The organism is Humitalea rosea, assembly GCF_003253705.1.
Lineage (GTDB): Bacteria > Pseudomonadota > Alphaproteobacteria > Acetobacterales > Acetobacteraceae > Humitalea > Humitalea rosea.
This window is the reverse complement of sequence record NZ_QKYU01000022.1, coordinates 32,333-57,882: the sequence shown is the minus strand read 5'-3', so window position 1 is coordinate 57,882 and position 25,550 is coordinate 32,333. Positions and strand designations below refer to the sequence as shown.

Here is a 25,550-nt window from a genome sequence, read left to right as displayed (position 1 = left end):
GGCCGCTACAGAAAATCCCGCAGCAACGCGACCAGCGGCACATCGGCGGGCGGCATCTGGTAGGTGCCGAGCTTGTCCGGCCGCACCCAGGCCAGCGCCTGGCCTTCCCGCCCCGTCACCTTCCCCTGCCAGCGGCGGCAGAGGTAGAGCGGCATCAGCAGATGGAAGCCCGGATAGGCGTGGCTGGCGAAGGTGAAGGGCGCGAGGCAGGGGCTCGCGACCTCGATGCCCAGTTCCTCCTGCAATTCACGGATCAGCGCATCCTCCGGCGTCTCGCCCGGGGCGACCTTGCCGCCGGGGAATTCCCAGAGGCCGGCCAGCGGCTTGCCCTCCGGCCGGCGCGCCAGCAGCACCCGGCCATCCGAATCGATCAAGGCACAGGCGGCCACCAGCAGGATCCGCAGGCCGGGGGCTTCGGCCACGGGGGCGACAGGCGTGGGGGCCAGCGCCGGCAGGCTCTCCCGGGTCGCGACGAACCTCAGCACCGGCATCATGCCGCCACGGGAGGCGAATTCCGCCTCGCCCTCGCCGGCTTCGGAGAAGCCGATGCGGCGCAGCACGGCGATGCTGCGGGCATTGTCGACCAGCGCCTCGGCGCGGATGCGGCGCAGCGGCAGCGTCGCCAGCGCCCAGGCCGCGAGCCGCCCCGCGGCCTCGGCCGCCAGCCCCTGCCCCCAGTAGCGGCGGCCGATCCAGTAGCCGAGCTCGGCTTCCTCCCCCGCCATGGTCAGGCCGATGCAGCCGACCAGGGCGCCATCGCGCTCGATGGCCAGGGAATAGCCGCGCCCGGCGGCCAGCCGTTCCGCCGTATCCGCGATCCAGCGGTCGGCGAGGTCGCGCGGATAGGGGAAGGGAACATGCGCGAGGTTCTTCGCGATGTCCCAGTCATTCACCAGGCGATGCAGATCGGGCGCGTCCTCGGGCCGCAACGGCCGCAACAGCAGCCGTGACGTCACCAGTGGCGCGAACCCCGGCATGCTCAGGACCGGTACGCCCCGTTGATATCGATGTACCCATGCGTCAGATCGCAGGTCCACACCGTGGCCTTGCCCTTGCCCAGGCCGATGTCCACGGCGATCTCGATCTCGCGTCCCTTCATATGCGCGACCACCGGGCCTTCGTCGTAGCCGGGGACCACGCCGCCCTCGCGCGCCATCCAGGTGCCGCCGACGCCGATGGACAGGGTATCGCGATCGGCGGGTTCGCCGGCCTTGCCGACGGCCATGACGATGCGGCCCCAATTCGCGTCCTCGCCGGCGATGGCGGTCTTCACCAGCGGCGAATTGGCGATGGCCATGCCGATGCGATGCGCGGATTTGGCGGTGACCGCCCCGGTCACATCGATGCGGACCAGTTTTTGGGCCCCCTCGCCATCGCGCACGACCTGCAATGCCAGATCCAGCAGCAGATCCGTCAGTGCGGCGCGGAAGCCGCGCACCGCGCTGCCGGGTGCATCGGCGGCGATCCTGTCGTGCTTCGCCTGGCCGGTCGCGAACAGCAGCACCGTGTCGCTGGTCGAGGTGTCGGAATCGACCGTGGTGCGGTTGAAGCTCGCATCCACCGCCGCCTTCAGCGCCGCCTGCAACACCGGCGCCGGCAGCTTCGCATCGGTCGCGACGAAGCACAGCATCGTCGCCATATCCGGCGCGATCATGCCGCTGCCCTTGGCGATGCCGGCGATGGTGACCTCGGTGCCGCCGAGCATCACCGTGCGCCGCGCGCCTTTGGGGAAGGTGTCGGTGGTCATGATGCCCCGCGCCGCGTCATGCCAGCGATCGGGCGAGAGCCCCGCCAGCAGCTCCGGCAAGGCGGCGGTCAGGCGCTCATACGGCAGCGGCTCGCCGATCACCCCGGTCGAGGCCAGGAAGACGTCGCGCGGCTTGCAGCCCAGCAGTTCGGCGGTGGCGGCGGCGGTGGCCTTCACCGCCTCCACACCCGCGCGGCCGGTGAAGACATTGGCATTGCCGGCATTGACCACCAGCGCCCGCGCCTTGCCGTTCTTCAGCGCGGCGCGGCACCAGTCGATCGGCGCGCCGGGGCAGAGGCTGCGGGTGAACACCCCCGCGACCGTGGTGCCGGGGGCGAATTCGATCAGCGTCGAATCGGTGCGGCCCTGGTAGCGGATGCCCGCGGCCGCGGTGGCGAGGCGCACGCCCGCGACGGGTGGCATCTCGGGGATCGGGACCAGCAGCGGCGAAACAGGCAGGGCCTTGGCCATCGGGCGTTTCCTTGTGAGGCCGCCCTGCTTAACCCTCCCCCCGGCGCCGCGCCAAGGGGGGCGGCGTTCAGACCTCGGCCAGCCAGGTTTCGAAGCGCTGTTCCAACCGCCCGGCGTCGCGCGCCCAGAAGCTGTCGTCCAGCGTGACCGCCTGCGCGGCATGGGCACTCGGCAGACGTGCGGCGACATCCGGGGTCAGCAGGGCCGCGGCCCCGATGGCGGTCGGGGTGAAGGGCACCCGCGCGGCCAGCGCCGCCTGCACCACCGGATCGGCGGCGATGCGCAGGAAGGCATTGCTGCGGCGGGGGGCGGAGCCGGTGCGCGGCAGCGCCCAGTATTCCATCGAGACCAGCGCCTGCTCCCAGATCATCTCCAGCGGCAGGTCGTTGCTGATGGCCGCGGCGGCAATGCGCCCGTTGAGCGAGGCCGCCAGCACGACCTCCCGCCGCGCCAGCCATTGGCCAGGCAGGCTGCCCTGGTCCCACCAGATCACATCGCGGCGGATGGTCCCGAGGTGGCTGAAGGCGAGGTCGGCCCCCGCCTCGGTCGCCAGGGTGGTGTAGAGCGCATCGGGCGCCACGCCGTGGGCCAAGAGCGCGATCTCCAGCGTGCCGCGGGCGGAGCGGCGCAAGGCGCGCTGCCCGGGGAACCGCGCGAGGTCGAAGATGTCGCCCCAGCCCGTCACCGCCTGCTGCGTCGCGCCGGGATTGTAGCCGAGCACCAGCGCCACCCGCATCGCGCCGAGGCCGAAGGGGGTCACCGCATCGGGCTGAAGCTGGTCGGTGACGCCCAGCGCTTCCCAGTCGATCGGGGCGAAGAGCCCCTGGGTCGCGCCGATCATCAGCTCATTGCCCTCGACCTGCGCGACGTCCCAGGTGTGGTGCATGGTGGTGCGGACGCGCAGTTCGTCGATGCCGCCCTCGCGGGTTTCTTCCAGCAGGCGGGCCCCGGTGCGGCTCTGGAAGGGGCGGAAGACGGTCTCGCGCAGCGCGTCCTGCCAGGCCCCGCCGAAGGAGGCGATGGTCAGGTCGCGGCCTTCATTGGTCGCGGCGATCGCTGCCTCGGCCGGCGTGAGCGGCACGGGCGCGCCCGGTACGGTATCGGGCTGGGCACGCAATTTCCCCACCGGCAAGGCCAGGCCGGCGCCCAGGGACAGCAGTGAACGGCGCAGCATCGGCACGCCCCTTTCATCGATTGCGGCAGCCTGAACGAAGGCTGCGGCGAAACCATGGCGCTGCGACAGGCTGCGCCCCCACGTCCCGGAATATTCCTTATGGGCGCGTCATCCCCGCGCGCAGCCCCGCCCGCCCGCCTGGACGCTGCCGCCCCATCGGGTTACGCGGAGGTGCGCGCGCAACGCGCCTATCTTTTTGGTCTCGCTGGCCGCGTCGGCACAAGGCTGTTTCGGGCCTGATCCGCACGCGTCTGCGTGAACAGGGCATGACGGCGACAGAGAAGCAGGGACTCACGGATATGAGCGAAGCCACCGTGGTTTGGGGTCGGAGCGGTGCTGCCGGCACCATCCTGATGAACCGCCCCCGTGCGTTGAACGCGCTGGATCATGCCATGATCGATGCGATGGCCGCCGCACTGGCGGAGTTGCGCGACGATCCCAAGGTCGCGCTCGTCATCCTGGAGGGGGCCGGCGGCCGCGCCTTCTGCGCCGGCGGCGATGTGCGCGCCATGCGCCAGGCCGCGCTGGACGGCGATACCGCGACGGTGGATGGCTTCTTCGAGGCCGAATACGCCCTGAACCGCGCCATCGCCGAAATGCCGAAGCCCTGGATCAGCCTGATCGACGGGGTCTGCATGGGCGGCGGCATCGGCGTCTCGGTCCATGGCAGCCACCGGATCGTGACCGAACACGCGATGCTCGCGATGCCGGAAACCGCCATCGGCTTCTTCCCCGATGTCGGCACCTCCTATGTGCTGCCGCGGCTCAAGGGCGCGACCGGCGCCTGGCTCGGGCTGACCGGGGCGCGGCTGGAAGGGGCTGCCGCGGTCGAGGCCGGGCTCGCCACCCATTCCACGACGCGCGAGGCGCTGCCGGCGCTGCGCGCGGCGCTGGTCGCGGGGGATCTGAGCGTGCTGGACGCGCTTCCCCGGCAGGGTGCCCGCATGGCGGAAGCCCCGGTGATCGACCGCTGCTTCGGCCAGCCCGACGTGCCCGACATACTGGCGGCGCTGGAGGCCGATGGCTCGGACTGGGCCATGAGCCAGGCCCGCGCGATGCGGCGGGTGTCGCCCACCGCCTTGTTCGTGACGCTCGAACTCCTGCGTCGCGGAATGGCGCTGGATCTGGCAGGCTGCCTCGCCATGGAACGCACCCTGACCCGCCGCATCACCGTGCATCCCGATTTCATCGAGGGCGTGCGCGCGGTGCTGGTGGACAAGGACAACACGCCGCGCTGGACGCCGCCCACGATCGGCGCGGTGGACCAGACCGCCATCCGCGCGCTGTTCGAGGACGCCGTATGATCCGCGACCTGTCCGCCCTGCTCGCGCCGGTCACGCCCGAGGCCTTCATGGCCCAGCACTACGACCGCGCGCCGTTGCATGTGGTGGGCGGGGCCGCGAAATTCGCGGCCGTCCTGTCCTGGCGCCAGATCAACCGGCTGCTGGACATGACCCATATCTGGACGGGCACCAGCCTCAAGCTGGTCATCGACAGCCAGGCCGTGCCCGCCGAGCAGTTCTGCCGGCGGGAGACCGGGCGCGACGGCACGCCCGTGCTGCAGCCCGATGCCGCGCTGGTGCGGCAATGGGTCGCGCGCGGGGCCAGCGTGGTGATGAATGATGTGGACAGCCTGACCCCGGGGTTGGCCAGCGTCTCGGAGGCGATCGAGAGCGCGGGCTTCGGCAAGTCCCAGGCGAACGTCTATATCTCCTGGCAGAGCCACAAGGCCTTCCACACCCATTACGACACGCATGACGTCTGGGCCGTGCAGGTCGAGGGCGAGAAGTACTGGAACATCTGGGAAGGGCGCGCGGAGTACCCGATCGCGCATCCGATGTTCCGCGGCCAGCCGCAGGCGCATCACGACCAGGCCCGCGGCAAGCTGCGGGAGAAGGTGCTGATGCGGCCGGGCGACCTGCTGTATCTGCCGCGCGGCTGGTATCACGACGCCCTGGCCGAGGCGCCGGCCAGCGTGCACATCGCCTATGGCGTGCATGCCCCGCTCGGCATGGATGTGCTGAACATCCTGATGGAACGCGCGCTGCATGACCCGGTCTTCCGCCAGCCGCTGCCGCGCCAGGATGGCTCGGCGGCCGCGAAATTCGCGCTGACCAGCCGCGCCGGGCTGCTGGGCCAGCGCCTCTCCGAATTCTCCCGCGATCCCAAGGTGATGGAGGCGCTGGTCGGCTTCGTCGCCGGGCATCGCTTCCGGCGCGGCGGCAATGATCTGCTGGCGGCGCGCGGGATCGCGACCGGGCCGGCGCCCGCCGATGACGCACCGGGCTTCCGCATCCTCGTCGCCGGGCAAAAGCCGGTGCGGCGCGGCGCCGAGATGGTGCTGAAGACCGCCACCGGCACGCTCGCCCTCTCGCCCGCCGAGGCCGAGGCCGCGACCTGGCTGCTGGCCCGCGCCGAGGTCACCGCCGCCGAACTCGCCGCCGCCCATCCGGGCGTGGATTCGGCGACGCTGTTGCAACGTCTTGCCCAGGCCAGTGTTGTGGTCGGGATATGATGCACCGCCTCCTGGCCCCCCTCCTCCTGCTGCCGCTGCTGGCCGTCCCCGCGCTGGCACAGCCACGCAGCTTCTCCTGCATCGGCGCGGAGCGGCTGGAGGATGACGTCTTCGAGGTCGCCTTCCGCGCCGGCCACGCCGATCCGCAGCCCGAGGCGATGCGGACCCCGCTCGCCGCGGCCCTGGCCGTGGCGCGTGAGGACCCCAGCCGCAACATCTGCGTGCTCGGCTATGCGCGGCAGGAGGGTGGGCAGACCACCGGCACCCAGTTGGCCGCCCGCCGGGCGCGGGCGGTGGCGCTGGCGCTGTCGGGCGATGGCGGGATCGAGCGCGACCGCATCCGGGCCGAGGCACGCAATGCGGGCTTCAGCCGCCGTGCCGCCGCCTCCCAGGCGCGGCGGGCGGTGGTGATCGTGGTGCTGCCGGCGCCGGTCGGCGCGGCACCGCCGGTTCGGCCGGCTCCTTTGCCCCCGACCAGACTGACGCCGGTTACGCCAACCCCGGCGGCTCCGCCCGTGCCCGCCCCGGCTACGCCAGCAGCGCCAGCACCTCCGGCAGAAGCGCCGGATCCCCCAGCGCCACCACATCCCCCTGCGCCGAGCCCAGCACCAGATCCCGCCCCGCCCAGTCGGTGACGCGGCCGCCGGCGCCCTCGATCACCGGCACCAGCGCCGCCCAGTCCCAGGGCTTCAGCGTGTCCTCGATGACCACATCGATCAGCCCGAGCGCCACCAGCCCATAGGCGTAGCAATCCCCGCCCCAGGTGGTGCGCCGCGCGGCGGCGCGGACCTGCTCGAACTTCGCCTGCCGGCCGGGGGCGAACATGTCCGGCGCGGTGCAGGACAGCTCGGCATCGGCCAGCCGCGCGCAGGGGCGGCAGCCGGCGGTGCCGCCGAAGGGGGCGGTGAAACTCGTCGGCTGCCCCGCCACCCCCAGCCAGCGTTCGCCGGTCGCCGGCTGGTCGATCAGCCCCAGCACCGGCCGCCCGCGATGCAGCAGCCCGACCAGCGTGCCGAACAGCGGCCGCCCGGTGACGAAGGCGCGGGTGCCGTCGATCGGGTCCAGCACCCAGACCCATTCGGCATCCTCCCGCTCGCTGCCATATTCCTCGCCGATCACCCCGTGCCGCGGCAAATGCTCGGCCAGCAGGGCGCGGATGGCGCGTTCGGCGGCGCGGTCGGCCTCGGTCACCGGGCTCGCATCGCCCTTGGCCTCCACCAGCAATGCGGAGCGGAACAGGGGGCGGATCACCGCCCCCGCGGCGTCGGCGGCGGCATGGGCCATTTCAATGAAGGCGGGATCGAGGGTCAGGGCGGTTTCTCCGGTCGGTTTGCCTGGGCGCGGGCGGCCCCGTAAAAGCTAGCGCGATCCTAAGATGCAGCATCCATTTGCCTGCGAAAGCCCCCCCCTGAAAGCCCCCCAGTGACAGCTCAGACCATCGCCTTCCAGGGCCTGCCCGGCGCCTATTCCGACCTCGCCTGCCGCGCGGCCTATCCCGGCTGGGCCACGCTGCCCTGCCCGTCCTTCGAGGCGGCGATGGCGGCGGTGCGCGACCGCCGCGCCGAACTGGCGATGCTGCCCTGCGAGAACAGCCTCGCCGGCCGCGTCCCCGACATCCACCGCCTGCTGCCCGACAGCGGCCTGTCCGTCGTCGGCGAGCATTTCGAGCGGGTGGAGCACTGCCTGATGGCGCCCAAGGGCGCGACCCTGGCCACGCTCCGCCGCGCCCACAGCCATCCGGTGGCCCTCGGCCAGGTGCTGAACATCCTGGCCGAGCTGAAGCTGACCCCGGTGATCGAGGCCGATACCGCCGGTGCCGCCGAGCTGATCGCCGAGCGCGGCGGCGTCGAGGATGCCGCCATCGCCTCAGCGCTTGCCGCCGAGATCTACGGGCTGGAAATCCTGCGCCACAATGTCGAGGACGCCGAGCACAACACCACCCGCTTCTACGTGATGTCGCGCGAGCCGAAGCTGCCGCCGGTGGCGGCACCCCATACCGTGACCACCTTCATCTTCCGGGTCCGCAGCATTCCGGGCGCGCTCTACAAGGCGCTGGGCGGCTTCGCGACCAATGGCGTGAACATGACCAAGCTCGAATCCTATATGCTGGATGGGCGTTTCTTCGCGGTGCAGTTCCTCTGCGACGTGGATGGGCACCCGGACCAGCCGGGGCTGAAGCGGGCGCTGGAGGAATTGCGGTTCTTCTCCAAGGAGGTGACCGTGCTGGGTGCCTATCCGGCCCATGCCTATCGCCTTTCGCAGACTGGTGCCGATTGATGGCCAACCCGACCGAGCCCTCCGCGACCCCCGATTTCCAGAACCACGAACGGCCCCCTGTGCCCGACATCGTCATGGCGCGCGGCGTGCTGCCCTTCTTCATCGAGGGCCGGCCGGTGCGCGGGAGGCTCGTGCGCCTCGGGCCCCTGGCCGAGGCGCTGCTCGGCCGCCACGCCTATCCGCCGGGGGTCACCGCGCTGCTCGGCCAGGCCATGGCGCTGACGGCGGGGCTGGCGACGGCCTTGAAGTTCAAGGGCTCCTTCAGCCTGCAGGCCAAGGGCGAGGGGCCGGTCGGCATGCTGCTCTCCGACTGCACCGATGACGGCCAACTGCGCGGCCATGCCCGCGTCGATGCCGCGCGGCTGGATGACAGCGCCGATGCCGCGACCATGCTGGGGGCGGGCTACCTCGCCTTCACCTGCGACCAGGGGCCGGACATGGACCGCTACCAGGGGTTGGTCGCGATCGAGGGCGGCACCCTGGCGGAGATGACCGCCAGCTACTTCGACAGCTCGGAGCAGCTTGCCTCCCGCGTCTGGCTGGCGGCGGGGCGCACGCCGCATGGCTGGCGCGCCTCCGCCCTGGTGCTGGAGAAGATCGCCGCCGAGGGCGGCATCCCGCAGGAGGAGCAGGAGTCGGAGGAGGACGCCTGGACCACGGCCCTGGCCCTGGCCACCACCGTCACCGAGGCCGAGCTGCTGGATGACGCGCTGACGCCCGAGGCCCTGCTGCTGCGCCTGTTCGGCGGCGAATTCGGCGCGGAGCGGATCGCGCTCGGCCGGCCGCGCCCGCTCTCCTACGGCTGCCGCTGTTCGCGGGCGCGCCTGGCGCATCTGCTGACCGGGTTCCCGGCCGATGACCTGGACCATATGGCGGAGGAAGGGGTCATCACCATGACCTGCGAGTTCTGCAACCTTGGCTTCCACTTCGACCGCGAGGACGTGCTCTCTGGCGCAGGGCGGGCGTGATCGGCTACGCCGGATATCAGAACGGAGTTTGGGGACCAGAATGACCAGCCGAGCCCTCTCCCGTCGCGCGACCTTCCTGCTTCCGGCCCTGGTCGCGGCCTGCGCCAGCGAGCCGCCGCCCACGCCCCGCCCGCTGGTCGCGGGCTATGCCCATCTGACCCCGCTGCGGCTGAACGTGCTGGACATCGAGGTGATGACCCCCGGCATCGGCCCGGCGACGCGGGTGGATGAGCCCGCGCCCCTGCGCCCGCCCGAGGAGGTGGCGCGCATGGGCCGCGAGCGGCTCTTCGCCGATGGCACCACCGGCCGCGCCCGCTTCCTGGTCGAGCAGGCGAGCCTGCTGCGGGAGAAGCTGGGCGAGGACGGCATCTTCACCACAGCACCGGAACGCTTCACCTGCGCGCTGCGCTGCCGGGTCGAGATCCTGGGCAGCGACGGGCGCAGGGTGGCCTTCGCGGCGGCCGAGGTGCGGCGGATCTTCACCCTCGGCGACCCTTCGGAGTCCGGGGCCCGCGCGCGGGCGGCCGAGACGCTGGTGCGGAACGCGATGGACGATCTGAACGTCGAATTCGAGTTCCAGCTGCGCCAGAATTTGCGCGACTGGCTGCGCGCCGCCCCCTCGGGCGCGGGCTCGGCGCCGATCGAGCGCGAGGATCTGGGCGGCCCCGGCACCCGCCCGGCGCCCGCGCCCCCTGCGGCGGCGGCCCCGGCGCCAAGCGCCCCCACCACCTCCGTGCTGACGCCGACCCAGCCGGGGGCCTCGCCCTTCACGCAATCACTCGGCACCATGCGGGTGACGCCATGACCGTAGGCTTCAGCAACCCGCCGGGCGTCCGCCCGCCCGCCGGTGGGCGGTATTCGCATGCCGCCCGCATCCCCGCCGGCGCCGAGCGGCTGGTGATGTCCGGCCAGATCGGCATCACGCCCGAGGGCACGGTGCCGGCCGATCCGGCGGCCCAGATCGCCCAGGCCGTCGCCAATCTCGGGGCGGTTCTGGCGGGCAGCGGGCTTGGCTTCGCGGATGTGATCAAGGTCACGGTGTTCCTGACCGATCCCGCGCTGATCGGGCTGTGGCGCGAGGCGCGGACGGCGGCCTTCGGCGATCATTCGCCCGCGAGCACCTTGCTGATCGTCGCGGGGCTGGCCGATCCGGCCTTCCTGGTGGAGGTCGAGGCCGAAGCGGTCTTCCCCGCCTAGTTGCGGGCGGCGGCGGGCGCCCCCACTCTGCACCCATGCACCGACGCCACCTCCTCGCCGCCGGTCTCGCGACCGGGCTGCCGCTTCCCTCGCTGGCCCCCCAGGCCCAGGCCCAGACCCAGGTCCAGGCCCAGACCGCGGCGCCCGCGCCCTCCGAACGCCGCCACGCGCTGTCCCTGCTGGCGCCCCCGGCCCTGCCCGCGGATTTCCCGGCCTTCCCTTGGGTGAACCCCGAGGCGCCCAAAGGCGGGGCGATCGCGCTGACCGCGCTCGGCTCCTTCGACAGCTTCAACCAGTTCATCCTGCGCGGCACCGCGGCGGTTGGCCTCGGGCTGCTCTACGACAGCCTGATGGCCTCGAATCCGGATGAGGCCAGCGTCGAATACGCGCATCTGGCGGAATACCTCGACCTCGCCGCCGATGGGCTCTCGGTCACCTTCACCTTGCGTGAGAGCGCCAAATGGCACGACGGCAAGCCGATCACCGCCGATGACGTCGCCTGGACCTTCGGCGTGCTGCGCGAGCACGGGCGGCCGGGGTTCCGCGCCTATTACACCGATGTCGCCGAATGCGTCGCCGAAACGCCACGCCGGGTGCGCTTCGGCTTCAAGAACGGCGACAACCGCGAATTGGCGCTGATCATCGGCCAGATCTCGCCGCTGCCCCGCCATTGGTGGGAGGGGCGGGATTTCTCCCGCCCGCTGCTGGAGGTGCCGCTCGGCTCCGGCCCCTACCGGATCGAGAGCTTCGAGGCCGGGCGCGGCGTGACCTATACCCGCGTCCCCGATGCCTGGGGCCGCGACCTGCCGACCCAGCGCGGCCAGAACAACTTCGACACCATCCGCTACGACTACTACCGCGACAGCACCGTGGCGCTGGAGGCGTTCAAGGCCGGTCAGGTGGATTTCCGCACCGAGAACATCGCCCGCGACTGGGCCACCGCCTATGACTTCCCCGCCCGCCGCGCCGGGCTCGTGAAGCTGGACGAGATCCGCCACGAGCTGCCCACGGGCATGCAGGCCTTCGCCATGAACCTGCGCCGGCCGATGTTCCAGGACCGCCGCGTGCGCGAGGCGCTGGGGCTGGTGTTCGACTTTGAATGGATGAACGCCAACCTGTTCTATGGCGCCTATGCGCGGACCGAATCCTACTTCTCCAATTCCGATTTTTCGTCACGCGGGCTGCCGCAGGGCGATGAACGCGCATTGCTGGAGCCCTTCCGCGCGCAACTGCCGCCCGAGGTCTTCACCCAGGAATTCCATCTGCCCAAGACCGACGGCAGCGGCAGCAACCGCGACGGCACCCGCGCCGCCCTGCGGCTGCTGCGGGAGGCCGGCTGGACCATCCGCGAGCGCCGCCTTGTCGGCCCCCAAGGCCAGCCCTTCGACTTCGAGATCCTGCTGAACGGGCCATCCTTCGAACGCGTCGCATTGCCCTTCGTCCAGGCCCTGGCGCGGATCGGGGTGGAGGCGCGGGTCCGCACGGTCGATCCCGCGCAATACCAGGTGCGGACCGATGCCTTCGACTACGACATGACGGTCGATGTGATCCCGCAGTCCAACAGCCCGGGCAATGAGCAGCGCGACTACTTCACCTGCGCCACCGCGGCCCAGCGCGGCAGCCAGAACGTCGTCGGCATCTGCGACCCGGTGGTCGATGCGCTGGTGGACAAGGTGATCGCCGCCCCCGACCTGCCGAGCCTGACCGCCAGCGTCCGCGCGCTGGACCGGGTGCTGCTGTGGAACCACTTCGTCATCCCGAACTGGCACAGCCGCACCTTCCGCCTCGCCTATTGGGACCGCTTCGGGCGGCCTGAGAAAAATCCGCGCTACGGGCTCGGCTTCCCCACCTCCTGGTGGATCGATGCGGCGCGCGATGCGGCGACGGCGGAAGCGCGGCGGTCGCTGTAGTGGGGGCCTACCTTTTCCGGCGGCTGCTGCTGATCATCCCGACCTTGTTCGGCATCATCCTGATCAATTTCGCCGTGGTGCAGCTCGCCCCCGGCGGGCCCGTCGAGCAGTTGCTGGCCGAGATCAAGGGCGAGGGTGCCACGCTCGGCCGGCTGAGTGGCGAGGGCGGCGGCGAGGTCCGTGCGCCACAGCAGGGGGGCAATGAAAGCGCCACCTATCGCGGCGCCCGCGGCCTGGACCCGGCGATCGTGCGCGACATCGAGAAGATGTTCGGCTTCGACAAGCCCGCCCATGTCCGCTTCTACGAGATGATGAAGGGCTACTTGACCTTCGACTTCGGCCGCAGCCTGTTCCAGGACCGTCCGGTGATCGCGCTGATCCGGGACAAGATGCCGGTCAGCGTCTCGCTCGGGCTGTGGTCCACGCTTCTGGTCTATCTGATCTCGATCCCGCTCGGCATCCGCAAGGCGGTGCGGGACGGCTCGCGCTTCGATGTCTGGAGCAGCGTCGCGGTGCTGACCGGCTATGCCATCCCGGGCTTCCTGTTCGCGATCCTGCTGGTGGTGCTCTTCGCCGGCGGCTCCTTCGTGCAGTGGTTCCCGCTGCGGGGGCTCGCGAGCCCCGGCGCCGAGTTGCTGCCCTTCTGGAGCCGTGCCGCGGACTATGCCTGGCACATGGCGCTGCCGACCCTGGTGCTGGTCGCGGGCGGCTTCGCGGGGCTGACCATGCTGACCAAGAACGCCTTCATGGATGAGATCGGCAAGCAATACGTCGTCACCGCCCGGGCCAAAGGGGCGGGTGAGACTCGGGTGCTCTATGGCCATGTCTTCCGCAACGCGATGCTGCTGATCATCGCGGGCTTCCCTGCCGCGTTCATCGGCATCCTCTTCACCGGGGCGCTGCTGGTGGAGATCGTCTTCAGCCTGGACGGGCTCGGGCTGCTCGGCTTCGAGGCGGCGATCCGGCGCGATTACCCGGTGATGTTCGCGACCCTCTACATCTTCACCCTGTTGGGGCTGGTCATGCAGTTGGTCGGCGACCTGATGTACACGGTGGTCGATCCGCGCATCGATTTCTCGGCCCGCCAATGAGCCTGTCGCCGATCACGCGCCGCCGCCTCGCGAATTTCCGCGCCAACCGCCGGGGCTGGTGGTCGCTGTGGATTTTCGTGGTGCTGTTCCTGCTGACGCTCTTCGCCGAAGGGGTCGCCAACAACCGGCCTTTGATCGCGCGGGTGGACGGGCATTTCTTCTTCCCCGTGCCGACCGAATACGCCGAGAGCGACATCCTCCCCGACGGGCTGCCCACCGCCGCCGATTGGCGCGACCGGGAATTCCGCGCCGAGATCGCCGCGCATGACGGCTGGATGCTGTGGCCGCTGGTGCCCTACCGGCATGACAGCGTGGTGGCCGACCTCGGCCGCCCCTCCCCGGCGCCGCCGTCCTGGCGCAATCCGCTCGGCACCGACGACCAGGCGCGGGATGTGCTGGCGCGGGTGATCTGGGGATTCCGCATCAGCGTGCTGTTCGGCTTCGCGCTGACCATCGCCTCCTCCGTGCTCGGGGTCGCGGCGGGGGCGGTGCAGGGGTTCTATGGCGGCTGGGTGGACCTGTCCTTCCAGCGCTTCATCGAGGTCTGGTCGGGGATGCCGCAGCTGTTCCTGCTGATCATCCTGGCCAGCGTGTTGCAGCCGGGGTTCTGGACCCTGCTGATCTTCCTGCTGCTGTTCTCCTGGATGGGGCTGACCGGGGTGGTCCGCGCCGAATTCCTGCGCGGCCGCAACCTCGATTACGTGCGGGCGGCCAAGGCGCTGGGCGTCTCCGATGCGGCGCTGATGTTCCGCCACATCCTGCCCAACGCCATGGTCGCGACGCTGACCTTCCTGCCCTTCATCCTCTCGGGCTCGGTGACCTTGCTCGCCAGCCTGGACTTCCTGGGCTTCGGCCTGCCGCCGGGCTCGCCCTCGCTGGGGGAACTGGTGGCGCAGGGCAAGAACAACCTCCAGGCGCCCTGGCTCGGGGTGACCGCCTTCGTCGTGCTGGGGGGCGTGCTGATGCTGCTGATCTTCGTCGGCGAGGCGGTGCGCGATGCCTTCGACCCGCGCAAGCTGCCGGGCGGGGGAGGTTGAGATCGCAATGATATCTTCGTCACCCGCGGGGACCCCGATTGGCGGGGGGGGCCGTATTGCGCCATGCTCCGGGGCGCCGAGCACGCCCCCGCCTTCTGCCGGGCCGGTCGAACAGGGATGAACCGCTATGCTGAAAACAGCCGTCGCCGCTGCCGTCTTCGTGTTTCTCGCCGGTGGGGATGTCCTTGCCCAGTCGAAGGGCGCGCAGCCCAGCGCCACCCCGAACTGGCAGGCGCCGCCCCGCTACACCACGCTGAACCTGCGTTCGGGCTTCGAGCCCGATCCGACGGTGGTCGCGGTCGAGGCGGGCGGCGATGGCGAGGCGACGGGGATCGGCCCGGAATGCGGCGGCTGGATCGACTTCAGCAAGCCGGATGTGGACCTGAACTACACGGCCGGCGAATACCCGCTCTACATCTCGGTCGTGGCGAACACCGACACGACGCTGGTGATCAACGACCCGGCCGGCAACTGGATCTGCAACGACGACCTGGAAGGGGTGAACCCCGGCATCGTCATCCAGAATCCGCGCAGCGGGAACTACAACTTCTGGATCGGCACCTTCGAGCGCGGCACGCCGCAGCGCGCCTCCCTGCGCATCTCGGAAATCCCGCCGCGCAACTGAGCCTGCGCCCGCCTTGCCGCGATGGTCGCGGCAAGGCAAAGCAGGATATGCGCCTGAGCCTCTCCGCGTGACCGGCCCGCTGCTCAAGGTCTCGGGCCTGTCCGTCGCCTTTCGCGGCAAGACGGTGGTGGAGGATGTCTCCTTCACCGTCCACCCCGGCCAGACCGTGGCGCTGGTCGGCGAGAGCGGCAGCGGCAAATCGGTCACCGCCCTCTCCTGCCTGCGGCTGTTGCCGCCGAGCGGCAGCAACCCCGCGGGCTCCGTGATCCTGGATGGCACCGAGGTGATCGGCGCCCGCGAGGATGATCTGCAACGGCTGCGCGGCGGCGTCGCCGGCATGGTGTTCCAGGAACCCATGACCAGCCTGAACCCGCTGCACAGCGTGGGCCGCCAGGTCGAGGAAGCGATCACCCTGCATCGCCCGCTGCGCGGCGCGGCACTGCGGGCCGAGGTGCTGGCGGCATTGGAGGCCGCAGGGCTGCCCAACCCCGCCGGCCGGCTCGGCGCCTATCCGCACCAACTGTCGGGCGGGCAGCGGCAGCGGGTGATGATCGCCGCCGCCTTGGCCAATACCCCCCGGCTGCTGATCGCCGATGAGCCGACCACCGCACTCGACGTCACCATCCAGGCGCAGATCCTGGAGCTGCTGGCCGATCTCAAGCAGCGGTTCGGGATGGGGTTGCTGCTGATCACCCATGACCTCGCCATCGTGCGCCGCCATGCCGATGCGGTGGTGGTGATGCGGCATGGGCGCGTCGTGGAACAGGGCCCGGTCGCCGAGGTCTTCGCCAATCCCGCGCATGAGTACACGCGGATGCTGCTGGCGACCGAGCCGCGCGGGCACCCCGCCCCGATCGCGGCCTCGGCCCCCGTGGTCGCCGAGATCGCCGATCTGCGCGTGCATTTCCCGATCCGCCAGGGCCTGCTGCGCCGGGTCACCAGCCATATCAAGGCGGTGGATGGCGTCAGCCTCTCGATCCGCGAGGGCGAGACGCTCGGCCTGGTCGGTGAGAGCGGCAGCGGCAAGACCACGCTTGGGCTCGCCTTGCTCGCGCTGGAGCCCGCCATGGGCAGCATCCGCTTCGAGGGGCGGGAGATCGGCGGCCTCTCCCGCGCGGCCCTGCGCCCGCTGCGGCGGCGGATGCAGATCGTGTTCCAGGACCCCTATGGCAGCCTCTCGCCGCGCATGAGCATCGGTGAGATCGTCGGCGAGGGCCTCGCGGTCCACGAACCGGGCCTGACCAGCGCCGCCCGCGCCGCCGCCGTCGCCCGCGCGATGGAGGAGGTCGGGCTGGAACCCGCCATGGCCGAACGCTACCCGCATGAGTTCAGCGGCGGCCAGCGCCAGCGCATCGCCATCGCCCGCGCCCTGGTGCTGAAGCCGCGCCTCGTGGTGCTGGACGAGCCGACCAGCGCGCTCGACGTCAGCGTGCAGGCGCAGGTGGTGGAGTTGCTGCGCGACCTGCAGGCGCGGCATCGCCTCGCCTACCTCTTCATCAGCCATGATCTGCGCGTGGTCCGCGCCATGGCGCATCGCATCGCGGTGATGAAGGACGGCCGCATCGTCGAGGCCGGCGAGGCCGAGGCGGTGGTCGCCGACCCGCAACAGCCCTATACGCGCGCCCTGATGGCCGCCGCCTTCGACCTGCGGCCCACGGAGCAAGGGGACACCGCGTGAGGGAGTTGGACCGGATGGCCTGGTTGCTGGATCGGGAGCGCATCAAGCTCGGCGTCCACATCCGCAAGATGAACAGCCCGGGCAGCCCGGTCTATCGCTACGCCGAGAACATCTGGCCGGTCGCGGCCATCCTCGGCCTTTCCTTCGCCGCGACGTCGCTGGTGCATTTCTACCTCGGCGCGGTGCTACTGGCGGCGGGGTGCTACTGGTGGATCGCCAAGGTGCAGCCGGACATCAAGGATGGCGTGTTCGACCGCGCCTCGGCCTGGGCGCTGCAATCGGAGACGCATTTCGACGCGCTCTGGTCCCAGGGCGTGCTGAGCCTCTTCGCCGAATTGCCTGACGGCACGAAACTCGCCGCGACCCGCAAGGAAAACTGGCGCAGCTTCATCCGCGACCTGCCCCCCAGCGAGGACGAACCCGCCTGGGAGGAGGCTGCCTGATGGCCGTGCTGCTCGCGACCAAGCCCGCCGCCCAGGCCGAATGGCGCGACGCGTTGCTGGCGCTGGACCCCGCGCTCGACATCCGCCTCTGGCCCGAGACCGGCGATCCCGCGACCATAGAGGCGGTGGTGATGTGGGGCACGCATGACCTCGCCGATCTGCGCCGCTATCCGGGGCTGCGCCTCGTGGTCTCGATGGGTGCCGGGGTGGATCATCTGCTGCGCCCGCCGGGGATGCCGCCGGGCGTGCCCGTCGCGCGGCTGGTGGACCGGATGCTGACCTCGGGCATGACCGAATGGGTATTGCTCAACACGCTGCGCTTCCACCGGCAGGACCCGGCCTATCGCGCGCAGCAGGCCGCGGCGATCTGGGAGGAACTGCCCGCGCCCGCCACCGCCGCCCGCCGCATCGGCATTTTGGGATTGGGCGAGCTTGGCACCGCCGCCGCCCGGGCGCTCGCGGGGCTCGGCTTCCCGGTCAGCGGTTGGTCCCGCCGGGCAAAGACGCTGGATGGCATCGCCTGCCATCACGGGCCGGAGGGGTTCCGCGCCGTGCTCGCGGGGTCGGACATCCTGGTCTGCCTGCTGCCGCTGACGCCGGAGACGCGCGGGGTGCTGGATGCGGCGGCTTTCGCCGCGATGCCGCGCGGGTCCTACCTGCTCAACGCCGCCCGTGGCGGGCATGTGGTGCAGCCGGATCTGCTGGCGGCGTTGGACAGCGGCCATCTGGCCGGCGCCGCGCTGGATGTCACCGAACCCGAGCCGCTGCCGCCCGAGCACCCGATCTGGCGCCATCCCGGCATCGTGCTGACCCCCCATGCCGCCAGCATCACCATCGCCGCCAGCGCGGCACCCCAGGTGGTGGAGAACCTGCGCCGCGCGCGGGCGGGCGAGCCGCTGATGAACCTCGTGGACTTTTCCGCCGGCTACTGACCGGCGAGGCGCAGCAGCCAGACCGTCCCCACCCCGGCCACGGCCGAGAGCGCGTAATTCCGCGTCCGCGCCTGCACCAGCACGCAGGCGACGGCCGCGGCCCAGCCCGCCAGCCCCAGCTGGGCCACGCCCGGGACGACATAGGCGACGAAGAGGCAGCCCGGCAGGTATTGCAGCAGCCGCTCGACGAAGGGCGGCGGCCGCATCGCCCGCAGCGCGGCATAGCCCCCGGCGCGGCAGAGGTAGGTCACCGCAGCCATCCCCAGGATGGCCAGCAGCACATCTGAGCGCAGCATCATGCAACGCGCCCCGCAGCCTGCATGGCCCCAGGCCGGGATTTGCAGAATGCGAGGCAAACTGGCGGTCCTGCCCTTGCACTCCTGTCTGTCACCAAGGCGCCCCCAACCGGGCGCCCCCACGGGACAGGGAGTTCAGGACCATGACGAAGCTCAACCTTTCCGCCCGCCGCGACTGTGGCCGCATCGCCGTCACCCGCTTCGGCCGCGACTTCGGCCTGGATCTGGACCAGAGCCCCTTCGGCCGCGACGTGCATGCCGCCTTCGACCGCATGGCCGCCCAGGCCGCGCTGTCGCGCGATGCGGCGACGGCCCTGCTCTACCGCGTCTTCGTGCAGCAGGCCCTGGCGCAGGGCGAAGATGCCGCCGCGCCGGACCGTGGCGCGCTGCTCGCCGCCTTGGCGCATATGCTGGACCGCTCGGCCGCCTATTCCGAAGCCGCCCCCGACCATCTGACCTTCGAGGCCGTCTCCAGCCCGATGACCGCCTGGATCGCGACGCGCCTGGCCGAGGCCGGCTGTGCCGGCCATGCCTGATACCGTCCTCACGCCGCGCGCCCGTCGCGCCAGGCGCCGAGGGCTGCCCCGGTAAAGGCGCCGAGCAGCAGCGGCGCCGGCGCCGGCACCTCCAGTCCGCGCGCCAGTAGCGCGAGGCCGCCCGCCACCAGCCAGGGCCAGAGGTCGCGCGCCCGGCCCCGCCACAGCGGCACCAGCATCGCGAGGAAGGTCGCGGTCGCCGCGAAGAACAGCGGATGCCCCGCCGGCACCCGCACCGCGCTACCGGCCAGGAAGCCCGCGATGACCAGCCCGTTCCAGACCGCCCAGAGCAGCAGCCCGACGCCCAGCATGAAGCCCGCATCCCGCCCGCCCGCGCGCTGCTCGCCGATCGAGAGCGCGAAGGAGTGATCCACCATCGTCGCCAGCGTGCCCCAGAGCCGCCAGCCATGCAGCCGGTCCAGCCAGAGCGCCAGCGCCGGGCCCATCGGCGCCAGGCGCAGGTTCACCGCGAAGGCCGCCAGCACCACGGTGCCGAAGGGGACGGGATCGGCCCAGAATTCCAGCGCCAGCAATTGCGCCGATCCGGCGAAGACCAGCGCGCTCATCAGCACGGTTTCCAGCAGGCTCAACCCGTGCTGCTGGGCGACGACGCCGGTGACGAGGCCGAAGGGCGCCATGCCCAGCAGCAACGGCACGGCGGCACGCGCGCCGGATCGGACCCCAGCCCGCGTGAAGATGACTTGCATGCTTCCATCCTGCCCGCTCCGGCCGCCGGCGGTAGCCCGAACCTTCGCGGGGCAGCCTTGCCTTGCGTGGTGAATTCACGCGGCCACGGCCTTGCCGCGCAAGGACTCCGGGTTCAAACACACCGAGGTTGGGCCTCTCGCCCGTGACGGCAGCCGCATCATGCAAGTCTATCTGCCCATTGCCGAAATGAGTGTGGATGCCCTGCTGCTGCTGGGCATCGGTTTTGGCGTGGGCTGGCTTTCAGGACTGTTCGGCGTGGGCGGCGGCTTCCTGATGACGCCGCTGCTGATCCTGACCGGCATCCCCTCCCCCATCGCGGTCGCCTCCGGTGCCTGCCAGACGCTCGGGGCCTCGGTCTCGGGGCTGATGTCGCATTGGCGGCGGGGCAATGTGGATGCGCGGATGGGGCTGACCTTGCTCGCCGGCGGCTTCATCGGATCGGCGCTTGGCGTGCAGTTGTTCGCGCTGCTGCGCCGGCTGGGCCAGGTCGATCTCGCGGTCGCCTTCTTCTACATCGTGGTGCTGGGCTCGGTCGGCGCGCTGATGGTGCGGGAATCCCTCGGCGCCATCCTGAACCGGAAGCGCGATGGCCAGGTCCGGCTGCATGAGCATTTCTGGATGCATGGGCTGCCGCTGAAGGTGCGGTATCGCAAGTCGCGGCTCTATATTTCCATCATCCCGCCGATGCTGGTCGGCTTCGGCATCGGCATCCTCTCGGCGGTGATGGGTGTCGGCGGCGGCTTCATGCTGGTGCCGGCGATGATCTACCTCCTCGGCATGCCAACCGCGGTGGTGATCGGCACCAGCCTGTTCCAGGTCGTCTTCGTCTCCGCCAACGTCACCTTGCTGCAATCGATCCAGACCGGCAGCGTCGATGTGGTGCTGGTGGTGCTGCTGCTGGCGGGCGGCGTCTCCGGCGCGCAATTCGGTGCGGCGATGGGTGCCAAGCTGCGCGGCGAGGAGACCCGCTTCCTGCTCGGGCTGCTGGTGCTGGCGGTCGCGGGGCTGCTGCTCTGGGGGCTGGTGCAGACGCCGAGCCAGCCCTTCGTGACCGAACCGGCGCCGTGATGCGGCGGGCGATCCTCCTCGCCCTGCTCCTGTCGGCGCCGCTACCGGCCCTGACGAAGCTGGCCCTGGCGCAGCCAGCACTGGTCGCCGAGCTTGCCGAGACCACGGTCGAGATCACCACCGGCTTCACCGGCGCCTCGATCCTCGTCTTCGGCACCACCGCCCGCCCGATCTCCGCCACCCCCGCGACGGCGCCGGGCGATGAGATCCTGATCGTCGCGACCGGCCCGGTGCAGCCCATGGTGGTGCGGCGGAAGATCCGCGTGCTCGGCTTCTGGCTCAACGGGCCTTCTGCGACCTTCCCGAACGTCCCCGGCTACTACGCCATCGTCGGCACCCGCGCGCCCTGGGAGATGCTGGCCGAGCCCGACCGGCTGGAGCGCCGCCTCGGCCTCGACACCCTGCCGCTGCGGGCGCGGGGCGGGCAGGCCTCGCCGGCCTTCCGCGCCGCCTTGCTCGACCTGAAGCAGCAGGAGGGGCTTTGGGCCGAGCAGGTGGCGCCGGTCGCCGTCTCCGGCGGGCAATTGTTCAACGCCCGCCTGCCCTTGCCCGCGACCGTCGCGACCGGCGAATATGCGGTGCAGGTGCTGCTCGTCCGCCAGTCGCGGGTGGTGGCGCGGCAGGAGTTGATCTTCAACGTCCAGCGGGTCGGCACCGCGGCGAGCATCAATGCCCTCGCCCGGCAGCAGCCGGCCCTCTACGGTCTGCTCTGCATCGCCATCGCGGCCTTTGCCGGCTGGCTCGGCAGTGTCGTGTTCAGAAGAGGGTAATTGCCCCCATGACCGAAGCCGCCCGGCGCGACCGCGTCTTCCTCGTCGTCGTCGACAATAGCGAGGAGCACCATGTGGCGCTCCAATACGCCTGCCTGCGCGTCCGCAAATCCGGCGGGCGGGTCGCCCTGCTGCGCGTGATCGAGCCGCCCGGGCAGACCGAATGGGCCGGCGTCGGCGCGCTGATGGCCGAGGAGCAGCGGGACGAGGCGGAAAAGCTGCTCTCGGGCCTGGCCGTCCAGGTGCAGGATTTGACCGGGGGCTATCCGATCCTGCTGATCCGGGAGGGCGATCCCCGGGACGAGTTGCTGGCGCTGCTGGCCGAGGAGAGCCCGATCTCCATCCTGGTGCTGGCGGCCGGTGCGGATTCCGGCGGGCCGGGGCCGCTGATCTCGGCCCTGACCGGGCGCTTCGCGAGCCGGGTGCGGGTCCCCATCACCATCGTCCCGGCCGGGATCACCGCGGCGGAGCTGGAACGCGTGACCTGAGGCGAACCGGGCGCGTGGCTGCAAACGGCTTGCATCCGGTGGCGTCGCGCCACATCTACCTCTCAAAATCGCTATCGGATTGCGCGCCATGTTCATCGAGACCGAAGCCACCCCGAACCCCGCCACGCTGAAGTTCCTGCCCGGCGAGGCGGTGATGGGCGAGGGCGGCACCGCCGACTTCACCTCCGCCGCCACCGCCGGCCGCTCGCCGCTGGCCGAGCGGCTGTTCACCTTGCCGGGTGTGGCGCGGGTCTTCCTGGGTTCGGATTTCGTGACCGTCACCAAGGCCGGTGACGGCGACTGGCAGGGGCTGCGGCCGCAGGTGCTGGGCGCGATCATGGAGCATTACCTCGCCGGGCACAGCGTCATCGCGACCCAGGCCGAGGAAGAGGAAGCCGAGGATGTGGACCCCGCCGACCAGGAGGTGGTCGCCCTGATCAAGGAGCTGCTGGATTCCCGGGTCCGCCCCGCGGTCGCCAGCGACGGCGGCGACATCATCTTCCGCGGCTTCCGCGACGGGGTGGTGAAGCTGCGGATGCAGGGCGCGTGCAGCGGCTGCCCCTCCTCCCGCGCCACGCTGAAGCATGGGGTGGAGACGATGCTTCGCCATTATGTGCCCGAAGTGCTGTCGGTGGAACAGGTCGAAGCCTGACGCCACATTCATGGCGGTGATGGTGGCGATGGGCGGTGCGGGTTGGACCCGCCCGCGGCGCCGCCACATACAGGGGCACGTACCCCCAAGGAACCCCTTGCCATGAATGATATCGTCACCCCGACCGCGACCACTCTCGATGATGCGGCGCTGGACCAGCTGTTCCGCACCGCCCGCACCCAGAACAAGTGGCAGGACCGGCCGGTGCCGGAGGCCAAGCTGCTGGAACTCTACGACCTGCTGAAGATGGGCCCGACCTCGGCCAATGCCTCGCCGGCGCGCTTCGTCTTCGTCCGCAGCAGCGAGGCCAAGGCCAAGCTCAAGGAATCGCTGTCCCCGGGCAATGTCGAGAAGACGATGACCGCGCCGGTCACGGTGATCGTGGCGCATGACCCGCTGTTCTACGACAAGCTGCCGACGCTGTTCCCGCATGCCGATGCGCGGTCCTGGTTCGCCGGCAATGCCGCCTTCTCCGACACCACGGCCTTCCGCAACGGCACGCTGCAGGGCGCCTACCTCATCCTGGCGGCGCGCGCGGTCGGGCTGGACACCGGGGCCATGAGCGGCTTCGACAACAGCAAGGTCGATGAGCTGTTCCTGAAGGAACAGGGCTGGAAGTCCAACTTCCTGGTCAACCTCGGCTACGGCGATCCCGAGGGGCTGTTTCCGCGCAGCCCGCGGCTGTCCTTCGATGAAGCCGCCATCATCGTCTGAACCAACCGACCGGCCCACCTCCCGCGAGGGAGGGCGGGCCGGTCAGGCGGCGAGCTTGCCGCCGCGGGGGTCGAGCTTGTAGCCCCCTGCCTCGGTCAGCAGCAGGCAGGTGTTGCTGGGGTCCGGCTCCACCTTCTGCCGCAGACGATAGATATGCGTCTCCAGCGTATGCGTCGTCACATTGGCGTTGTAGCCCCAGACCTCGTTGAGCAGGACCTGGCGCGCCACCGGCCGGGCGCCGGCGCGATAGAGGTATTTCAGGATCGCCGCCTCTTTCTCGGTCAGCCGGATCTTGCGGTTCTTCACCGGCTCCAGCAGCAGCTTCGACGCCGGGCGGAAGATATAGGGCCCGATGGTGAAGACCGCGTCCTCGCTGTTGTCGAAGACCCGCAACTGCGCCCGCAGCCGCGCCAGCAGCTCGTTCAGCCGGAACGGCTTGGCGATGTAGTCGTTGGCGCCGGCATCCAGCCCCTTGACCACATCGGCCTCGGCATCCGCGCCGGTCAGCATGACGATCGGCACCTTCACCCCGGCACGCCGCAGCCGGGCGCAAAGGTCGCGCCCATCGCCATCGGGCAGGCCGATGTCCAGCAGCACCGCATCGAAGCGGGCGCCATCGGCGACCAGGATCGCCTGGGCCTCGGCGGCCGTGCCAGCCTCGGTCGGCAGGAACTCCCCATCCACGGCGAGCTGTTCGACCAGCGTGGCACGGAGCGCGGGATCGTCGTCCACGATCAGGATCGGACGTGCGGACATGCGCGCGAGCACTCCCTGGTCTCGGGCGGCGCCGCCCGAATGAATGGAATCCACCGGCCGAGCCGGAAACGTTTCGTGATGGTGCCGCCATGGCCTGCCGGCCGCAAGTGCGGCATCCATCCCCCGCTTCCGAACGTAACGCAACCGCGCCCTGCGATCGGGCGTTCCCCCTGGCGGATGACGCCATGGGATCGCCATGATCCCAAGCATAGGTGGCGGCCAATGTCGGGGGGGTTTCAGATGCGGAATCAACGCCACATTCCGTTGACGGCAGATGCCGGCGCCAAGCAGCCCGATCCGAACGGAAGCACGACTCCATGACCAGCCCTGGCAATCTCGCTACCGACCTTCGCCCGAACCTGTCGGTGCCGGACCCAAGCGCCCTGTCCATGCGCCTGGTCCATCGTGCCGTGAGCGACCTGCGGCGCGGCACGCCGGTGGTCTTGCGGGGGCCCGAGGGGCCGCTGGTCGTCGCCGCGGCCGAGGTTGTCGGTGCCCGGGGCCTGGCCGAACTGGCCGAAGTCGCCCTCGCCCCGCCCGTGCTGCTGCTGGCCCCGGTCCGGGCCGCAGCGGTGTTGCAGCGCCCGGTGCCGCAGGGCCAGGGGGCCGAGGAAGGCGCGGTCGCGCTGCGGCTGCCCGCGAGCCTGCTCGATCCCGCCGTGCTGCGCTCCCTCGCCGATCCGGTGGCCGAGCGGCTGCTGCCCGAAATGCCCGAACTGACCATCATCCCCGCCCTGGGGGCCGCGGCGATCGCGCTTGCCAAGCTCGGCCGGTTGCTGCCCGCCCTGGTCGCGGCCCCGGTCAGCGAGACGGCGGCGCTGCGGCTGTCGCTGCTCGCGGTCGATCAGGCCGATGTCATGGCCTATCCCCACCACGCCGCCACCAGCCTGACCCGCGTCGCCGAGGCCCGCGTGCCGCTGGAGGATGCCCCCGACAGCCGTATCATCGCCTTCCGCGCCGCCGATGGCGGCATCGAGCATCTGGCGATCCTGGTCGGAGATGTCGCGGCGCTGCTCGCGGCCGGCGGCGCGCCGCTCGCCCGCATCCATTCCGAATGTTTTACGGGCGACCTGCTCGGTTCGCTGAAATGCGATTGCGGGCCGCAGCTGCGCGGCGCCATCGCCAAGATGCACGAGGATGGCGCGGGGGTGCTGCTGTATCTCGCCCAGGAAGGCCGCGGCATCGGCCTCGTGAACAAGCTGCGCGCCTATACCTTGCAGGATGCGGGGCTGGACACGCTCGATGCCAACCGGGCGATCGGCTATGGCGCGGATGAACGCTCCTTCCTGGTCGCGGCGACGATGCTGGAACAGCTCGACATCCCCCGCGTCCGGCTGCTGACCAACAATCCCGACAAGCTGGCGGGGCTCGCGGCCTGCGGGATCCAGGTGCTGGGCCGCGAATCCCATAAATTCGAGGGCAATGGCGTCAATGACCGCTACCTCGCGACCAAGCAGGACCGCTTCGGGCATCTGCTGGCCTAGGCACGCCGGTTGC

28 protein-coding genes are annotated in these 25,550 nt (G+C 70.7%); 21 read left to right on the top strand and 7 right to left on the bottom strand.

Features of this window, described 5'->3' with window-relative positions; translation table 11 throughout:
• Nucleotides 1–5: 5 nt before the first annotated feature.
• The 3 genes from mutT to C8P66_RS17765 all read right to left on the bottom strand — a co-directional run bounded on the left by mutT (nt 6) and on the right by C8P66_RS17765 (nt 3,392).
• Nucleotides 6–977, bottom strand: a complete 972-nt coding sequence (gene mutT / locus C8P66_RS24750; RefSeq protein WP_111399628.1) for an 8-oxo-dGTP diphosphatase MutT — start codon at nt 975–977, stop codon at nt 6–8.
• A gap of 2 nt (nt 978–979) precedes the next feature.
• On the bottom strand, nt 980–2,218 hold the full coding sequence (gene argJ, locus C8P66_RS17770; protein WP_111399627.1) for a bifunctional glutamate N-acetyltransferase/amino-acid acetyltransferase ArgJ: 1,239 nt from the start codon (nt 2,216–2,218) through the stop codon (nt 980–982).
• A gap of 67 nt (nt 2,219–2,285) precedes the next feature.
• Nucleotides 2,286–3,392, bottom strand: coding sequence for an extracellular solute-binding protein (locus C8P66_RS17765; RefSeq protein WP_111399626.1), 1,107 nt, complete (start codon nt 3,390–3,392; stop codon nt 2,286–2,288).
• Nucleotides 3,393–3,691: 299 nt separating this feature from the next.
• On the opposite strand from C8P66_RS17765, the gene C8P66_RS17760 reads away from it, so the two are divergent.
• From C8P66_RS17760 to C8P66_RS17750, 3 genes are read left to right on the top strand one after another with little or no spacing between them, the layout of a single operon-like run.
• Nucleotides 3,692–4,696, top strand: a complete 1,005-nt coding sequence (locus C8P66_RS17760) for an enoyl-CoA hydratase/isomerase family protein (protein ID WP_111399625.1) — start codon at nt 3,692–3,694, stop codon at nt 4,694–4,696.
• Entirely contained in the window at nt 4,693–5,907 is a 1,215-nt protein-coding gene (locus tag C8P66_RS17755) for a cupin domain-containing protein (protein WP_111399624.1), read from the top strand. The genes C8P66_RS17760 and C8P66_RS17755 overlap by 4 nt, the downstream gene beginning before the upstream one ends.
• On the top strand, nt 5,904–6,542 hold the full coding sequence (locus tag C8P66_RS17750; RefSeq protein ID WP_111399623.1) for an OmpA family protein: 639 nt from the start codon (nt 5,904–5,906) through the stop codon (nt 6,540–6,542). Before C8P66_RS17755 ends, C8P66_RS17750 begins: the two co-directional genes overlap by 4 nt.
• Here C8P66_RS17750 and hisN read toward each other — a convergent pair.
• Nucleotides 6,436–7,191 (bottom strand): histidinol-phosphatase, encoded by a 756-nt coding sequence (hisN, locus tag C8P66_RS17745; RefSeq protein ID WP_111399622.1) that lies wholly within the window; start codon nt 7,189–7,191, stop codon nt 6,436–6,438. The two genes, C8P66_RS17750 and hisN, sit on opposite strands and share 107 nt — an antisense overlap.
• Before the next feature lie 138 nt (nt 7,192–7,329).
• On the opposite strand from hisN, the gene C8P66_RS17740 reads away from it, so the two are divergent.
• The 11 genes from C8P66_RS17740 to C8P66_RS17690 all read left to right on the top strand — a co-directional run bounded on the left by C8P66_RS17740 (nt 7,330) and on the right by C8P66_RS17690 (nt 18,065).
• On the top strand, nt 7,330–8,184 hold the full coding sequence (locus C8P66_RS17740; RefSeq protein ID WP_111399621.1) for a prephenate dehydratase: 855 nt from the start codon (nt 7,330–7,332) through the stop codon (nt 8,182–8,184).
• Entirely contained in the window at nt 8,184–9,152 is a 969-nt protein-coding gene (hslO, locus tag C8P66_RS17735; RefSeq protein WP_111399620.1) for an Hsp33 family molecular chaperone HslO, read from the top strand. Before C8P66_RS17740 ends, hslO begins: the two co-directional genes overlap by 1 nt.
• Nucleotides 9,153–9,192: 40 nt before the next feature.
• Complete coding sequence (locus tag C8P66_RS17730; protein ID WP_111399619.1) at nt 9,193–9,957, top strand: hypothetical protein; 765 nt, start codon at nt 9,193–9,195, stop codon at nt 9,955–9,957.
• A complete protein-coding gene (locus C8P66_RS17725) occupies nt 9,954–10,349 on the top strand; it encodes a RidA family protein (protein ID WP_111399618.1) in 396 nt (131 codons plus the stop codon). The genes C8P66_RS17730 and C8P66_RS17725 overlap by 4 nt, the downstream gene beginning before the upstream one ends.
• A 35-nt stretch (nt 10,350–10,384) precedes the next feature.
• Entirely contained in the window at nt 10,385–12,259 is a 1,875-nt protein-coding gene (locus C8P66_RS17720; RefSeq protein ID WP_111399617.1) for an extracellular solute-binding protein, read from the top strand.
• Nucleotides 12,259–13,350: a microcin C ABC transporter permease YejB gene (locus tag C8P66_RS17715; protein ID WP_111399616.1), complete on the top strand. Its 1,092-nt coding sequence runs from the start codon at nt 12,259–12,261 to the stop codon at nt 13,348–13,350. The genes C8P66_RS17720 and C8P66_RS17715 overlap by 1 nt, the downstream gene beginning before the upstream one ends.
• Nucleotides 13,347–14,387 (top strand): ABC transporter permease, encoded by a 1,041-nt coding sequence (locus C8P66_RS17710; protein WP_170141590.1) that lies wholly within the window; start codon nt 13,347–13,349, stop codon nt 14,385–14,387. The genes C8P66_RS17715 and C8P66_RS17710 overlap by 4 nt, the downstream gene beginning before the upstream one ends.
• 127 nt (nt 14,388–14,514) lie before the next feature.
• The gene (locus C8P66_RS17705; RefSeq protein ID WP_111399615.1) at nt 14,515–15,012 is read left to right on the top strand and encodes a peptidase S1; all 498 of its coding nucleotides are present in this window, start codon (nt 14,515–14,517) and stop codon (nt 15,010–15,012) included.
• A 67-nt stretch (nt 15,013–15,079) separates the two neighbouring features.
• The gene (locus tag C8P66_RS17700) at nt 15,080–16,690 is read left to right on the top strand and encodes an ABC transporter ATP-binding protein (protein WP_111399614.1); all 1,611 of its coding nucleotides are present in this window, start codon (nt 15,080–15,082) and stop codon (nt 16,688–16,690) included.
• Between the two features lie 14 nt (nt 16,691–16,704).
• Complete coding sequence (locus tag C8P66_RS17695; protein ID WP_245903652.1) at nt 16,705–17,133, top strand: hypothetical protein; 429 nt, start codon at nt 16,705–16,707, stop codon at nt 17,131–17,133.
• The gene (locus C8P66_RS17690; RefSeq protein ID WP_111399612.1) at nt 17,133–18,065 is read left to right on the top strand and encodes a 2-hydroxyacid dehydrogenase; all 933 of its coding nucleotides are present in this window, start codon (nt 17,133–17,135) and stop codon (nt 18,063–18,065) included. Before C8P66_RS17695 ends, C8P66_RS17690 begins: the two co-directional genes overlap by 1 nt.
• On the opposite strand, the gene C8P66_RS17685 is transcribed toward C8P66_RS17690, so the two are convergent.
• Nucleotides 18,059–18,364 carry an AzlD family protein gene (locus C8P66_RS17685; protein ID WP_245903651.1) on the bottom strand — a complete coding sequence of 102 codons (306 nt, stop codon included), beginning with the start codon at nt 18,362–18,364 and terminating at the stop codon, nt 18,059–18,061. The genes C8P66_RS17690 and C8P66_RS17685 overlap by 7 nt on opposite strands.
• A 140-nt stretch (nt 18,365–18,504) precedes the next feature.
• On the opposite strand from C8P66_RS17685, the gene C8P66_RS17680 reads away from it, so the two are divergent.
• Nucleotides 18,505–18,897, top strand: a complete 393-nt coding sequence (locus C8P66_RS17680) for a hypothetical protein (protein WP_111399611.1) — start codon at nt 18,505–18,507, stop codon at nt 18,895–18,897.
• An 8-nt stretch (nt 18,898–18,905) separates the two neighbouring features.
• On the opposite strand, the gene C8P66_RS17675 is transcribed toward C8P66_RS17680, so the two are convergent.
• Complete coding sequence (locus C8P66_RS17675) at nt 18,906–19,604, bottom strand: AzlC family ABC transporter permease (protein ID WP_111399610.1); 699 nt, start codon at nt 19,602–19,604, stop codon at nt 18,906–18,908.
• Nucleotides 19,605–19,764: 160 nt separating this feature from the next.
• On the opposite strand from C8P66_RS17675, the gene C8P66_RS17670 reads away from it, so the two are divergent.
• From C8P66_RS17670 to C8P66_RS17650, 5 genes are all read left to right on the top strand, one after another.
• A complete protein-coding gene (locus tag C8P66_RS17670; protein WP_111399655.1) occupies nt 19,765–20,673 on the top strand; it encodes a sulfite exporter TauE/SafE family protein in 909 nt (302 codons plus the stop codon).
• Nucleotides 20,673–21,443, top strand: a complete 771-nt coding sequence (locus C8P66_RS17665) for a TIGR02186 family protein (protein WP_111399609.1) — start codon at nt 20,673–20,675, stop codon at nt 21,441–21,443. The genes C8P66_RS17670 and C8P66_RS17665 overlap by 1 nt, the downstream gene beginning before the upstream one ends.
• 8 nt (nt 21,444–21,451) lie before the next feature.
• A complete protein-coding gene (locus tag C8P66_RS17660; protein WP_111399608.1) occupies nt 21,452–21,931 on the top strand; it encodes a universal stress protein in 480 nt (159 codons plus the stop codon).
• Between the two features lie 88 nt (nt 21,932–22,019).
• Nucleotides 22,020–22,583 carry a NifU family protein gene (locus tag C8P66_RS17655; RefSeq protein WP_111399607.1) on the top strand — a complete coding sequence of 188 codons (564 nt, stop codon included), beginning with the start codon at nt 22,020–22,022 and terminating at the stop codon, nt 22,581–22,583.
• A gap of 102 nt (nt 22,584–22,685) precedes the next feature.
• Nucleotides 22,686–23,297: a malonic semialdehyde reductase gene (locus C8P66_RS17650; RefSeq protein WP_111399606.1), complete on the top strand. Its 612-nt coding sequence runs from the start codon at nt 22,686–22,688 to the stop codon at nt 23,295–23,297.
• A gap of 42 nt (nt 23,298–23,339) precedes the next feature.
• Here the strand turns inward: C8P66_RS17650 and C8P66_RS17645 are convergent, their stop codons facing one another.
• Nucleotides 23,340–24,053 carry a response regulator transcription factor gene (locus tag C8P66_RS17645; RefSeq protein WP_111399654.1) on the bottom strand — a complete coding sequence of 238 codons (714 nt, stop codon included), beginning with the start codon at nt 24,051–24,053 and terminating at the stop codon, nt 23,340–23,342.
• Between the two features lie 317 nt (nt 24,054–24,370).
• Here C8P66_RS17645 and C8P66_RS17640 point away from each other — a divergent pair, with 317 nt between their 5' ends.
• Nucleotides 24,371–25,537 (top strand): GTP cyclohydrolase II, encoded by a 1,167-nt coding sequence (locus C8P66_RS17640; protein ID WP_111399605.1) that lies wholly within the window; start codon nt 24,371–24,373, stop codon nt 25,535–25,537.
• Nucleotides 25,538–25,550 lie beyond the last annotated feature (13 nt).